Origin of the sequence: Streptomyces indicus, assembly GCF_900100315.1 — a bacterium.
Taxonomy (GTDB): domain Bacteria; phylum Actinomycetota; class Actinomycetes; order Streptomycetales; family Streptomycetaceae; genus Streptomyces; species Streptomyces indicus.
Window position 1 is genome coordinate 81,217 of sequence record NZ_FNFF01000020.1, and the last position, 12,528, is coordinate 93,744.

The following is a 12,528-nucleotide window of genomic DNA, read 5'->3' on the forward strand; positions in this document are numbered from 1 at the left end:
GCTAAGGTCTCGCGCGTGATCCGCCGGACTGTGACCAACCGAACGCCGACCGTGACCAGCCCGGGCGTCCTGCTCACGGTCTCCGCACTGGCGCTCGCCGCACTCTGCCTGGCCCGGCGCATCCCGATGGCCGACACGCTCGTGTACCGGGCCGAGGGCGCCGCCGTGATGCACGGTACGGACCTCTACGGCTTCACCGTCACCGAGTGGGCCCTGCCGGCGACCTATCCGCCGTTCGCCGCGATCCTCTTCGTGCCGACGGCCTGGCTGCCCCTGCCGGCCCTGAAGTTCGTGTTCGTGGCGGGCAACGCCCTGCTGCTTGCCCTGCTGATCCACCACTCGGCCCGCTTCGCCCGCCTCCCGCTCCCCTGCCCCCTGCTGTACACGACCGTGGCGGTGGGCCTCTGGCTCGAACCGGTCTTCCAGACCCTCCTGTTCGGCCAGATCAACCTGGCGCTGATCTGCCTGGTGCTGTGGGATCTGAACCGTCCGGCGACCGCGCTCGGCAAGGGCTTCGCGCTCGGGGTCGCGGCCGGCGTGAAGATCACCCCGGGCGTCTTCATCGTCCATCTGCTCCTGACGCGCCAACTGCGCGCCGCGGCCACGGCGTTGGCCTCCTTCACCGGTACGGTCCTGCTCGGCGCCCTCGTCCTGCCCTCCGCGAGCATCGCCTTCTGGACCCGCCATCTCTTCGAGACCGGCCGGGTGGGCAAGGCCTGGATCGTCGACAACCAGTCGCTTCAGGGCCTGATCGCCCGCGCGCTCGGCGACCCGGCACCGGGCCTCGCGTGGCTGGTGCCGGCCGCCCTGCTTGCCGCGGGCGGCCTCTGGCTCGCGGCCCGCGTCCACGCCCGCTCCCCCGCCTGGTCGCTCCTGGTCACCGCGTACACGGCGCTGCTCGTCTCGCCGATCAGCTGGTCCCACCACTGGGTGTGGTGCGTCCCGCTGCTCGCCCTGCTGCTCGCCGAGGGCCGTACGCGGCTCGCGCTCGCGGTGGCCGCGGTGTTCACGGCCCGCAGCTTCTGGGTGCTGCCCCACCAGGGCGATCTGGACCTGCACCTGCCCTGGTGGCAGCAGCCGTTGGCCGCCCCGTACGCCTTGCTCGCCCTGGCGCTGCTCGCCTGGGCCGCGCTGCGCTTCGGCCGCCCCGAGCACCCGTGCTCACGCCTGGTCGGGCAGCGCACCGGATCCCCGAGGACCTCGGTGCCGCTCGGCTGAGCGCAGGGCGGTCGGTCCTCGGCGAGGAGGATGTCCGCGTCGTCGAAGATGCGCAGCACCACGAGGAGACCGAACGGTCAGCCCGCCGCCAGCAGGTCGTCCGCGTCCATGATCCGGTACGCGTACCCCTGCTCGGCCAGGAACCGCTGGCGGTGGGCCGCGAAGTCCTGGTCGATGGTGTCGCGGGCGACCACCGAGTAGAAGTGCGCCTGGTGGCCGTCCGACTTGGGGCGGAGCACCCGGCCCAGGCGCTGCGCCTCCTCCTGCCGCGAGCCGAAGGTGCCGGACACCTGGATCGCGACGGTGGCCTCGGGCAGGTCGATGGAGAAGTTCGCCACCTTCGAGACGACCAGCACGCTGATCTCGCCCTCGCGGAAGGCGTCGAAGAGCTTCTCGCGCTGGGCGTTGGAGGTCTCGCCCTTGATGACGGGGGCGTCCAAGTGTGCGCCCAGCTCGTCGAGTTGGTCGATGTACTGGCCGATGACGAGGATCTGCTGGCCCGCGAACTTCTTCACGATCGCCTCCGTCACCTTGCGCTTGGTGGCGGTGGTGGCGCAGAAGCGGTACTTCTCCTCGGCCTCCGCGGTGGCGTAGGCGAGGCGCTCGGACTCGGTGAGGTTGACCCGGACCTCCACGCAGTCGGCGGGCGCGATGTAGCCCTGGGCCTCGATCTCCTTCCAGGGCGCGTCGAAGCGCTTGGGTCCGATGAGGCTGAACACGTCGGACTCGCGGCCGTCCTCGCGTACGAGCGTGGCCGTCAGACCGAGGCGGCGGCGCGCCTGGAGGTCGGCGGTGAACTTGAAGACGGGCGCGGGCAGCAGGTGCACCTCGTCGTAGACGATCAGGCCCCAGTCGCGGGAGTCGAAGAGCTCCAGGTGCGGGTAGACACCCTTCCGCTTCGTCGTCAGGACCTGGTACGTGGCGATGGTGACGGGACGGATCTCCTTCTTCGTCCCGCTGTACTCGCCGATCTCGTCCTCGGTCAGCGAGGTGCGCTTGACCAGCTCGTGCTTCCACTGGCGGGCCGAGACGGTGTTCGTGACGAGGATGAGCGTGGTGGCCTTGGCCTGGGCCATCGCGCCGGCGCCGACGAGCGTCTTGCCGGCGCCGCAGGGCAGCACCACGACGCCGGACCCGCCGTGCCAGAAGTTCTCCACGGCCTGCTTCTGGTACGGGCGCAGGGCCCAGCCCGACTCGTCGAGCTCGATCGGGTGCGCCTCGCCGTCCACGTAACCGGCGAGGTCCTCGGCGGGCCAGCCCAGCTTGAGCAGGGTCTGCTTGATCTGGCCGCGCTCGGAGGGGTGCACGGCGACGGTGTCCGCGTCGATCCGGGCGCCGACGAGCGGCGTGATCCGCTTGGACTTGAGTACCTCTTCGAGCACCGGCCGGTCGGTGGTCGTCAGGACGAGCCCGTGCGCCGGGTGCTTGCTGAGGGTGAGCCGCCCGTAGCGGTCCATCGTCTCGGCGATGTCGACGAGCAGGGCGTGCGGGACGGGGTAGCGGCTGTACGCGACGAGCGCGTCCACGACCTGCTCGGCGTCATGCCCGGCGGCCCGTGCGTTCCACAGCCCGAGCGGGGTCACGCGGTAGGTGTGGATGTGCTCGGGCGCCCGCTCCAGCTCGGCGAACGGAGCGATGGCCCGACGGCATGCGTCGGCCTGCTCGTGGTCCACCTCGAGGAGGAGGGTCTTGTCGGACTGGACGATGAGTGGGCCGTTCACACGCGTCACCCTTCTGCTGGCCAAACGTCCAGTGTGCCGCATGCGCCGGCGGTACGGGGGCGCCATCGGACGCCCCCGCCTGCTGCGCTGCGGCGGCCCGTACCGGCTACGCGTCGACCGCAGCCCGCCACTCGGCCACGGCCTCCGCCGACACCGGCGCATCCCACCCCTGCGGCCGGGCGGCCGACCCGATGTGGAACGCGTCGATGCCGGCGGCCTTGAGCTCCGGCAGGTGCTTGAGGCCGAGCCCCCCGCCGACCAGGATCTGCGGCTCGTACCCGGGCTCGCCCGAGCGCGCGCGCCCCGCCTCGGCCACCAGCGTGGCAAGTCCGTCGTCCACACCCGCCGCCGAGCCCGCCGTCAGGTAGGTGTCGAGGCCGGGCAGCTCCGCGAGCTGCTTGCGCAGGGCGTCGCGGTCGGCGGCCCGGTCGATCGCGCGGTGGAAGGTCCAGCGCGCGCCGCCCAGGGCCCCGACCAGCGTCTCGATCGCGGGCATGTCCGGCGCCCCGGTCTCGTCCAGGAAGCCGAGCACGAACTCGGTGGCGCCGGCCTCGCGCAGCTCACCGGCCGAGCGGACGAGCGCCTGCACGTCTCCGGCCGCGAACCCGTCGGCGGCGCGCAGCATCACGCGGAGGTCGATGTCGACCGCGGAGCGGATCGCCTTGAAGGTGGCCACGCTCGGAGTGAGCCCGTCGGCCGCCATGTCGGTGACCATTTCGAGCCGGTCCGCGCCGCCCGTCTGTGCGGCGACCGCGTCCTCGGGCCCGAGGGCGATCACCTCAAGGACTGCACGCTTCGTCATGGGCCCACTCCTCACGGATCACCGTTGATCGCGACATTCGCTGAGACTTCTCTGGTCTAGTCCAATCTCAGGGTACGCGGTCACGGCCCCGCTGGGGAGTCGATCAGTGCCCGTGCCCGCCCTCTTCACCAGAACCTTCACCGGAGCCGGTCCCGGAACCCGACCCCGGGCCGGAGTCCGGCACCGCCCCGTCCGCGTGCACCGTGAAGGCCGCCGTGCGGACCTTGCCCTCGTGCTGGAAGTCCAGGAAGAGCCGGTAGGAGCCCTTGCCGGTGGTCTCGGCCGTGAAGGAGATGTCCGGTCCGGCCGGGCCCTCGTTCGGGTGGACGTGCAGGTACTCGAGGTCGCCCTCGCGCAGCGCGACCAGGTGCCCGTACGCGCCGAGGTAGGGCTGGAGGTTCTTCACCGGCTTGCCGTCCTTGCTGACGCTCAGAACCAGTTCGCTCGCCTTGCCGGGCTTCAGTGCGCCGTTGAGCCGCACCTCGTAGCCGTCCACCTTCGCGACCGGGGACGCCTTCGGCAGCTCCTTCGGCTTGTACGGTCCGGCCACCGCGACCTCGGCCGCCTGCACGGTCCCCTCGGCCGCCCCCTTCGCCTTGAAGTCGGCGAAGATCCGGTAGCTGCCCGCCTCGGGGAGCTCCACCGGCGTGGACCAGACGCCCTGCGCGTCCCGCTCGGGGTGCAGATGCCGGTACACGGTGAGGTCGCGCGAGGCGACGATCAGGTGCAGCTCCTTGCCGTGCTCGCGCGTGTACGAGGTGAGCGGACGCCCCGCCTCGTCCTCGATCGCGAACCGGATCTCGCCACGCTGATCGGCGGTGAGCCGCGGAGTCTTCAGGCCGATGCGGTACGCGGCCCCGGAGGCGGCCGGCTGCTCGCCGTGCCCTTCGCCCTCCTTGCCACCCCCGCCCCCGCTGTCGTGGCCGCCGTCCGACGTGTGGGCCGCGGCCTCCTTGGCCTTCTTGTCGATCACCGGGTCGAGGCCACTGCCGACCGCGTACGCGGTGCCGAAGGTCGCGCCGAGCGCTGCGGCGAAGGCGGTGATCCGGAGTGCTGTCTTCATGGCGTGCTCCTCGATGGTCGGACTCGACACCTCCAATAGATACCCCCCTAGGGTATAAAGTCAAGCGCTGGGAACGCTTGCGTCAGATAGGGGTGGGGGGTATACCTGAGAACGCAAGCCGAGATACCCCCCTGGGGTACTGGACGACGAGCGAGGAGACCGCAGTCATGACCACCGAAATCGACACCGGCCCCGCACAGGCACAGGTCGAGCTGGCCATCGGCGGCATGACCTGCGCCTCCTGCGCGGCCCGTATCGAGAAGAAGCTCAACCGGATGGACGGGGTCGAGGCCACGGTCAACTACGCGACCGAGAAGGCCAAGGTCAGCTTCCGCGAGGACGTCTCGGTCCAGGACCTGATCGCCACGGTCGAGGCCACCGGCTACACGGCCCAGGAGCCCGAGCCGCCGCGCGCAGCCGAGGCCGGCGATGCGGGGCAGCAGGCCCCCGAGGCGGACGAGCTCCGGCCGCTGCGCCAGCGGCTCCTCACCGCCGTGCTGCTCTCCGTCCCGGTGATCGCGATGGCGATGATCCCGGCCCTCCAGTTCGAGTACTGGCAGTGGCTGTCGCTGACCCTGGCCGCGCCCGTGGTCACGTATGCCGCCTGGCCCTTCCACAAGGCGGCCTGGACCAACGCGCGGCACGGCGCCGCGACGATGGACACGCTGATCTCGGTGGGTACGTCGGCGGCGTTCCTGTGGTCGCTGTGGGCGCTGTTCTTCGGGACGGCCGGCATCCCCGGGATGACGCACCCCTTCGAGCTGACCATCGAGCGCAGCGACGGCGCCGGGAACATCTACCTGGAGGCGGCCGCGGGCGTCACGGCCTTCATCCTGGCCGGCCGCTACTTCGAGGCACGCTCGAAGAGGAAGGCGGGCGCGGCGCTCAAGGCGCTGCTCGAACTGGGCGCCAAGGACGTGACCGTGCTGCGCGAGGGCGGCAGCGAAGTCCGTATCCCCATCGGCGAGTTGAAGACCGGCGACCGCTTCCTGGTGCGGCCGGGCGAGAAGATCGCCACGGACGGTGTGGTGGTCGAGGGGTCCTCGGCCGTGGACGCCTCCATGCTCACCGGTGAGTCGGTGCCGGTGGAGGTCGCCGCCGGGGACGCGGTGACCGGGGCGACCCTGAACGCGGGCGGCCGTCTGGTCGTCGAGGCCACCCGGGTCGGCGCGGACACCCAACTGGCCCGGATGGCACGCCTGGTGGAGGACGCGCAGAACGGCAAGGCCGCGGCCCAGCGCCTGGCCGACCGTATCTCCGCGGTGTTCGTGCCGGTCGTGATCGCCCTGGCCTTCGCCACCCTCGCCTTCTGGCTGGGCAACGGGGCCGGCTGGAGCGCCGCCTTCACCGCGGCCGTCGCGGTCCTGATCATCGCCTGCCCCTGCGCCCTCGGTCTCGCCACCCCGACCGCGCTCATGGTCGGCACGGGCCGCGGCGCCCAGCTCGGCATCCTGATCAAGGGCCCCGAGGTCCTGGAGTCCACCCGCAAGGTCGACACGATCGTGCTCGACAAGACCGGCACCGTGACCACCGGCCGGATGACCCTGCTCGCCGCGCACACCGCCGAGGGAGTCTCGGAGTCCGAACTCCTGCGCCTTGCGGGTGCGTTGGAGAACTCCTCCGAGCACCCGATCGCCCAGGCCGTGGCGGCGGGCGCGCTCAAGGAGAACGACGGTCCGCTGCCCGTGCCCGAGGACTTCGCCAACGTCCCCGGACTCGGCGTCCAGGGCATCGTCGAGGGCCACGCGGTCCTGGTCGGCCGCACCGCACTGCTCGCCGAGTGGGCGATCCACCTGCCGGTGGACCTGGAGCGGGCGCTCGCCGAGGCCGAGGCGGCCGGCCGTACGGCCATCGCCGTGGCCTGGGACGGCGAGGCGCGCGGGGTCCTGGAGGTCGCGGACGCGGTCAAGGACACCAGCGCCGAGGCCATCCGCCGGCTGCGGGACCTGGGCCTGACCCCGATCCTGCTCACCGGCGACAACAAGGCGGTGGCGCAGGCCGTGGCCGCCGAGGTGGGCATCGCGCCCGAGGACGTCATCGCCGAGGTCCTGCCGCAGGACAAGGTCGACGTGGTCAAGAGGCTCCAGTCCGAGGGCCGTTCGGTCGCGATGGTCGGCGACGGCGTCAACGACGCGGCCGCGCTCGCCCAGGCCGACCTCGGCCTCGCGATGGGCACGGGCACGGACGCGGCCATCGAGGCGGGCGACCTCACGCTCGTCCGCGGAGACCTGCGCGCGGCGGCCGACGCGATCCGGCTGTCGCGCCGCACGCTCGGCACGATCCGCACGAACCTGTTCTGGGCCTTCGCCTACAACGTCGGCGCGCTGCCGCTGGCGGCCGCGGGACTGCTGAACCCGATGATCGCGGGTGCGGCGATGGCGTTCTCGTCGGTGTTCGTGGTGGGGAACTCGCTGCGGCTGCGGGGGTTCAAGGCGCTTTAGCCGTACGGGAGTCCGCGAGCGAGGACGGCGCCGGTCCCTTGGGGGGCCGGCGCCCCTCGCATGCTCCGGTTCAGTCGCCGAACAGGTTCAGCTCGGCCTCCGTGGTGCCCGCGAGTTCGTAGCGCGCGCCGGTCACCGGGCGGCCCGCGAGCAGCCGGACGAACACGGGCGCCGAGCCGATGAAGCGGGCCGGCGGGCCCGAGCCCTCGACGCCCAGGAGCACGGGCTCGTCGAGTTCGTCCAGGTCGGCGTGGACCGGCGGCGCGGACTTCTGGCGCGCGTAGTGCGCCGCGATGGCGAGCGCGGCCGGGACGCCCTCGCCCCCGTACGCGCCCTTGGCGCCCACGGCCTCCTTGATGTCGCCGGAGTGGATCCACTCCCCCAGGGCGACCGCGTCGAACAGGCCGCCCGACGCGGCGATCACGGGGCCCGCGTCGGACATCGCGCGCTCCAGCTCGTCCACGACCTTCTGGTCGGACCAGGAGGCGCGCTCGGCGATGTCCCGCTCGTTGCAGGCGGGCGAGAAGACGTCCTCGTCGAAGCGGCTCTCGATGAGCCGCATCAGGGCGGAGCCGCAGTGCGCCGCCACATGCCGGACGGTCCAGCCCGGGCAGCACGTGGCGCGGCGGAAGTCCTCGTCCTTCAGGCCCCGCAGGAGCGGGATCAGGACGTCGCGTTCGCCGCGCAGCAACTGGCCCGGCAGTTCGGGATCATGGGTGTCGGTCATGGCGCGGAGCGTAGGGCCGGCCGGGACAAGGCACCAGACATCCCCGTACGCTCGGGGCATGGCCGACTCCGACACCGCCTCCGCCGCCTCGCTCGACGCACTGCGAACGCGCTGGTCGGACGCACTGCGCGCGGCCCGGGGCACCGGAGCGGAGGGGCCCGACCCAGTTCCGTACGCGGACCACCTCCTCAAGCGCTGGGCCGAACCCCAGCGCCGCTACCACACGCTCGCCCACCTCACGGCGGTCCTCGACCACGTGGACACCCTGGCCGGGCACGCGGACGAACCCCACCTCGTGCGGCTTGCCGCCTGGTTCCACGACGCCGTGTACCTGCCCGAGCGCTCCGAGAACGAGGAGCGCTCGGCCCGGCTGGCCGAACGCGCCCTCGCCGAGGCCGGGTTGGCGCCCGCGGACGTGGCCGAGGTGGCCCGTCTGGTCCGCCTGACCGTGACGCACGCGCCCGGCCCCGAGGACCGCAACGGGCAGGTCCTGTGCGACGCGGACCTGGCGGTCCTGGCCTCGGCGCCCGAGGCGTACGCGGCGTACACGCGGGCCGTGCGCGAGGAGTACGCCTTCGTCCCCGAGGACGCCTTCCGCACCGGCCGCGCGCAGATCCTGGCCCAACTCCTCGCGCTGCCAAGGCTGTTCCACACCCCGCAGGGCGCGGACGAGTGGGAGCCGCGCGCCCGCGCCAACCTGCGCAAAGAGCTCGCGGAACTCGGCGCGGCCCCCGCATAATCACGCGGTGACCGATACGAGCAATGACGCGGGGACCGATACGAACCATCACGCGGTGAGCGATACGGGCGAGACCGGCGGCATGCCCCAGGACGCACCCTTCGCCCTCCGCACCCCGGACCTGACCCTGGTCGCGCTCGCCCCCTCGGCGGCGCTCGACCTGGCCTCGGGCGGCACCGGCGGCTTCACCTGGATCGAGGGCGGGCCCGAGGAGGGCACGCGGGTCGGTGCGGGCGTGATGGCGAAGGCCGCGGCGGAGGGCGCGCACCGCCCGGGCTGGGGCACGTATGTGCTGGTCAGGGAGTCGGACGGGCTCGCGGTCGGCGCGATGGGGTTCCACGGACCGCCGTCCGGCGGCCGCGTCGAGATCGGCTACGACGTGGTGGCCGCGGCCCGCCGCAACGGGTACGCGACCCAGGCCCTGCGCGCCCTGACGGCGTGGGCCCTGGAGTCGGTGGGCGCGGTGGTCGCGCGTACGGAGCCGACGAACCGGGGGTCCCGGCGGACGCTGGAGCGCGTCGGGTTCACGCGGGTGCCCTCGCCGGACGCGGCGTGGGTGGCGTACGAGCTCAGCGCTTGTGTCGGCTGAGCTCAGCGACGTACTGCGTCACACGCCGCCCGGCCCGTCACGCAGGCCGCCCCTTCGGGCGCCGCAGTCCGGAAGCCGTCAGGAGCCGCACGACCTCGCGCGAGGACACCTCCACCGCACCGGCCGCCACCGCGTCCGCGTACCGTGCGGCCGGGATGTCGTAGTGGTCGCGCTCGAAGGCGCGCGGCGGACAGCCGATCGACGCGGCGAACGCGTGCAGTTCCTCGTACGAGCTGTCGCTGATCAGGTGCGACCACATCCGCCCGTGCCCGGGCCAGGTCGGCGGGTCGATGTAGACCGTCACCGGGGCACCGCCCCGAGCGAGCCCACCGCGGCTACTACGACCGCGGCCTTCGCGCACACCCAGTGCGGGTCGGGGCCCAACTCCGGCTCCACCTCCAGGGCATGGGGGTCACCCGAGCCGCAGACGGGGCACAGCGGCCAGCGTCCGTAGCGCTCGAGAAGGGCATCCTGGACGTCCTGGGCCACGAGACCGGCGAGGTACTCGGCCCCCTCCGGCCACTGCTCCACCCACCACCGCCGGTGCACCACGGCGTCCTCGACCAGCGAGACGACATCCGCCTCGGCCACGTCACCGGCCACGAGGTCGGCGAGCACGAGGGCGCGTGCAGTGTGCAGGGCCTGTTCCAGGCGGGGCTTGTGTTCCGCGTCGTCCATACGTTCATTGTGCGCCCGGCCGGACGCCCCGTGCCGGGCCGTCCGCGCAGGCACCGTCCCCTTACGACCTGGCGCGGTCCGCAGCCGTGTCCTGGGCGCTCTTCTCCGAAGAGGCCGCCACGTTCCCGGTCTCCGCAGAGGCCGCCACGTTCCCGGCCACCCGACGCGACACCTCGCCCGCGCCCCGAGTCCGCTGCACCCGCAGCGCCGCGTACGCCACGCCCAGTGCCGTCACCGTCATCGCCGCGCCGGCCCACGCGGGCGAGCGGAAGCCGAAGTCCGCGTCGATCACCGCGCCGCCCAGCCACGGGCCGCCGGTGTTGCCGAGGTTGAAGGCCGCCGTCGTGGTCGCGCCCGCGAGGGTCGGGGCCGCACCGGCCACGTTGAACATCCGGGCATTGAGCGCCGGAGCCGTGTAGAACGCCGAGAAGCCGAGCAGGAACGCGAGCACGACCACCGCCACCGCGCTGCCCGCGAGCAGCGCGAACCCGACGAGGAACACGGTCGACGCGGCGATACCGCTGAACATCACGCCGAACAGGTGCGCGTCCGCGATCCGCCCGCCCACCGTCGTCCCGACGAGCGCGCCCATCCCGAACAGGCCGAGCACCCACGGCACCCAGGCCGAGTCCAGCCCGGCCACGTCCGTGAGCAGCGGGGCGAGGTAGCTGAACGCGCAGAACACACCGCCGGCCGCGAGCGCGATCAGCGCGATCTGGAGCCAGACGGCGCGGTCCTTGTAGATGGCCAACTCCCGCCGCAGGCGCGGCTTCTGCTCGGGAAGGGGGATGCGCGGGATCAGGGTCACGACACCGACGAGCGCGATCGCCGAGGAGAGGCCCACGGCCCAGAACGCCGAGCGCCAGCCCAGGTGTTCACCGAGGAAGGCGCCCGCGGGCACACCGAGGACGTTCGCCACGGAGAGGCCGCCGATCATCACGGCCATCGCGCGGGCCCGCTGCCCGAGGTCCACCATCGCGATGGCCACGGCCGCGCCGACCGCCCAGAAGCCCGCACAGGCAAGGGCGCTGACGACGCGTGAGGCGAAGAGGATCTCGTACGTGGGGGCGAGCGCGCCCGCCACCTGCCCGAGCCCGAAGACGGAGATCAGCGTGATGAGGGTGGTGCGGCGCGGCAGCCGCAGCGTGGCCACGGCGAGCAGCGGCGCGCCCACGACCATGCCGATCGCGAACGCCGAGATGAGCAGTCCGGCCTGCGGGATGGTGACGTCCATGTCGCGGGCGATCTCCGGGAGCAGTCCGGAGAGCATGAACTCGCTCGTCCCCAGCGCGAAGACGGCCGTGCCGAGCGTGTAGACGGCTATGGGCATACGGGAGCGTGTGGCGGGTGCGGGCATGTCAGGTGCGAACAAGCACGAGGCCCCTTTCATTCCGTACGCCCCTCCGTACGCCCCTCCGTACGCACCCGTACGCACCGCGGGCAGCCGCCTCGTTGTGACGGCGGCCACACGTCAAGGCGCCGTGATGAACCCGGGACCAAGGGCCTCTTGACGACATAAGAACGCCGAAAATATCTTTCAAATGTGAGCAACGATCTGAAGGAAAGTTTCCGCAGCGCCTCGGGCGGCCCCGGCACGACCACCGGCCCGGCCACCGGCGCACTGCCGGACACCCCGCCCGCGCCGGCCGCCCTCGCGGCCAAGGTGCGCACGCTCGCCCCGTCCATGACCCGCTCGATGCAGCGCGTGGCCGAGGCCGTCGCCGGCGATCCGGCCGGCTGCGCCGCCCTCACGGTGACCGGCCTCGCCGAGCGCACGGGCACCAGCGAGGCGACCGTGGTCCGCACGGCCCGTCTGCTCGGCTACCCCGGCTACCGCGACCTGCGCCTCGCGCTCGCGGGCCTGGCCGCCCAGCAGCAGTCCGGCCGCGCGCCCGCGGTCACCGCCGACATCGCGGTGGACGACCCGCTGGCCGACGTGGTCGCCAAGCTCGCCTACGACGAGCAGCAGACCCTCGCCGACACCGCCGCCGGCCTCGACATGGCCCAGCTCGGCGCCGCCGTCTCGGCCCTCGCCGCCGCCCGCCGCGTGGAGCTCTACGGCGTGGCCGCCTCGGGCCTGGTCGCGCAGGACCTCGCGCAGAAGCTGCTCCGTATCGGACACGTCGCGTTCGCCCACTCCGACCCGCACCTGGCCGTCACCAACGCGGTCACCCTGCGCTCCGGCGACGTGGCCATCGCGATCACCCACTCCGGATCGACCGGCGACATCATCGAGCCGCTGCGCGTGGCCTTCGAGCACGGCGCCACCACGATCGCGATCACGGGCCGCCCGGACAGCCCGGTGACGCAGTACGCGGACCACATACTCACCACCTCCACCGCGCGCGAGAGCGAGCTCAGGCCCGCCGCGATGTCCTCGCGCACCTCCCAACTGCTCGTCGTGGACTGCCTGTTCGTCGGCGTCGCCCAGCGCACCTACGAGACCGCGGCGCCCGCCCTTGCCGCGTCCTACGAGGCACTCGCGCACCGCCACAGCCCACGCAACACACGCTGAGGCCCCCGCTTCCGCAGCTCCTGCCGCCCTCCCCT

12 protein-coding genes are annotated in these 12,528 nt (G+C 72.6%); 5 read left to right on the forward strand and 7 right to left on the reverse strand.

Features of this window, described 5'->3' with window-relative positions:
* The first annotated feature begins 69 nt into the window (after positions 1 to 69).
* The gene (locus BLT97_RS32715) at positions 70 to 1,218 is read left to right on the forward strand and encodes a glycosyltransferase 87 family protein (RefSeq protein ID WP_425442800.1); all 1,149 of its coding nucleotides are present in this window, start codon (positions 70 to 72) and stop codon (positions 1,216 to 1,218) included.
* A gap of 77 nt (positions 1,219 to 1,295) precedes the next feature.
* On the opposite strand, the gene BLT97_RS32720 is transcribed toward BLT97_RS32715, so the two are convergent.
* The 3 genes from BLT97_RS32720 to BLT97_RS32730 form a co-directional block, all read right to left on the reverse strand.
* Positions 1,296 to 2,939 carry a DNA repair helicase XPB gene (locus BLT97_RS32720; protein WP_093616832.1) on the reverse strand — a complete coding sequence of 548 codons (1,644 nt, stop codon included), beginning with the start codon at positions 2,937 to 2,939 and terminating at the stop codon, positions 1,296 to 1,298.
* Positions 2,940 to 3,045: 106 nt separating this feature from the next.
* Positions 3,046 to 3,741: a copper homeostasis protein CutC gene (locus BLT97_RS32725; RefSeq protein ID WP_093616834.1), complete on the reverse strand. Its 696-nt coding sequence runs from the start codon at positions 3,739 to 3,741 to the stop codon at positions 3,046 to 3,048.
* 103 nt (positions 3,742 to 3,844) lie between these two features.
* The gene (locus BLT97_RS32730) at positions 3,845 to 4,804 is read right to left on the reverse strand and encodes a hypothetical protein (RefSeq protein ID WP_093616836.1); all 960 of its coding nucleotides are present in this window, start codon (positions 4,802 to 4,804) and stop codon (positions 3,845 to 3,847) included.
* 167 nt (positions 4,805 to 4,971) lie between these two features.
* On the opposite strand from BLT97_RS32730, the gene BLT97_RS32735 reads away from it, so the two are divergent.
* Positions 4,972 to 7,245, forward strand: coding sequence for a heavy metal translocating P-type ATPase (locus BLT97_RS32735; protein WP_093616838.1), 2,274 nt, complete (start codon positions 4,972 to 4,974; stop codon positions 7,243 to 7,245).
* 70 nt (positions 7,246 to 7,315) lie between these two features.
* Here BLT97_RS32735 and BLT97_RS32740 read toward each other — a convergent pair whose 3' ends face one another.
* Positions 7,316 to 7,972 carry a maleylpyruvate isomerase family mycothiol-dependent enzyme gene (locus tag BLT97_RS32740; RefSeq protein ID WP_093616840.1) on the reverse strand — a complete coding sequence of 219 codons (657 nt, stop codon included), beginning with the start codon at positions 7,970 to 7,972 and terminating at the stop codon, positions 7,316 to 7,318.
* 58 nt (positions 7,973 to 8,030) lie between these two features.
* Between BLT97_RS32740 and BLT97_RS32745 the strand changes: the two genes are divergently transcribed.
* Positions 8,031 to 8,711 carry an HD domain-containing protein gene (locus BLT97_RS32745; RefSeq protein ID WP_093616842.1) on the forward strand — a complete coding sequence of 227 codons (681 nt, stop codon included), beginning with the start codon at positions 8,031 to 8,033 and terminating at the stop codon, positions 8,709 to 8,711.
* A gap of 7 nt (positions 8,712 to 8,718) precedes the next feature.
* Positions 8,719 to 9,300 carry a GNAT family N-acetyltransferase gene (locus tag BLT97_RS32750; protein WP_245769674.1) on the forward strand — a complete coding sequence of 194 codons (582 nt, stop codon included), beginning with the start codon at positions 8,719 to 8,721 and terminating at the stop codon, positions 9,298 to 9,300.
* 37 nt (positions 9,301 to 9,337) lie between these two features.
* On the opposite strand, the gene BLT97_RS32755 is transcribed toward BLT97_RS32750, so the two are convergent.
* From BLT97_RS32755 to BLT97_RS32765, 3 genes are all read right to left on the reverse strand, one after another.
* Positions 9,338 to 9,604, reverse strand: coding sequence for a DUF4031 domain-containing protein (locus BLT97_RS32755; RefSeq protein ID WP_093616844.1), 267 nt, complete (start codon positions 9,602 to 9,604; stop codon positions 9,338 to 9,340).
* A complete protein-coding gene (locus BLT97_RS32760; protein ID WP_093616846.1) occupies positions 9,601 to 9,978 on the reverse strand; it encodes a hypothetical protein in 378 nt (125 codons plus the stop codon). The genes BLT97_RS32755 and BLT97_RS32760 overlap by 4 nt, the downstream gene beginning before the upstream one ends.
* Positions 9,979 to 10,039: 61 nt before the next feature.
* Positions 10,040 to 11,308, reverse strand: a complete 1,269-nt coding sequence (locus BLT97_RS32765) for a Cmx/CmrA family chloramphenicol efflux MFS transporter (RefSeq protein ID WP_176953976.1) — start codon at positions 11,306 to 11,308, stop codon at positions 10,040 to 10,042.
* Between the two features lie 213 nt (positions 11,309 to 11,521).
* Here BLT97_RS32765 and BLT97_RS32770 point away from each other — a divergent pair, with 213 nt between their 5' ends.
* Entirely contained in the window at positions 11,522 to 12,493 is a 972-nt protein-coding gene (locus BLT97_RS32770) for a MurR/RpiR family transcriptional regulator (RefSeq protein ID WP_425442796.1), read from the forward strand.
* Positions 12,494 to 12,528: the final 35 nt, after the last annotated feature.

Bases quoted from the DNA above. Each gene is read 5' to 3' on its own strand.
- BLT97_RS32745 (WP_093616842.1), top strand. From the start codon at position 8,031: ATGGCCGACTCCGACACCGCCTCCGCCGCCTCGCTCGACGCACTGCGA.
- BLT97_RS32765 (WP_176953976.1), bottom strand. From the start codon at position 11,308: ATGCCCATAGCCGTCTACACGCTCGGCACGGCCGTCTTCGCGCTGGGG.
- BLT97_RS32725 (WP_093616834.1), bottom strand. From the start codon at position 3,741: ATGACGAAGCGTGCAGTCCTTGAGGTGATCGCCCTCGGGCCCGAGGAC.
- BLT97_RS32730 (WP_093616836.1), bottom strand. From the start codon at position 4,804: ATGAAGACAGCACTCCGGATCACCGCCTTCGCCGCAGCGCTCGGCGCG.
- BLT97_RS32760 (WP_093616846.1), bottom strand. From the start codon at position 9,978: ATGGACGACGCGGAACACAAGCCCCGCCTGGAACAGGCCCTGCACACT.
- BLT97_RS32735 (WP_093616838.1), top strand. From the start codon at position 4,972: ATGACCACCGAAATCGACACCGGCCCCGCACAGGCACAGGTCGAGCTG.
- BLT97_RS32740 (WP_093616840.1), bottom strand. From the start codon at position 7,972: ATGACCGACACCCATGATCCCGAACTGCCGGGCCAGTTGCTGCGCGGC.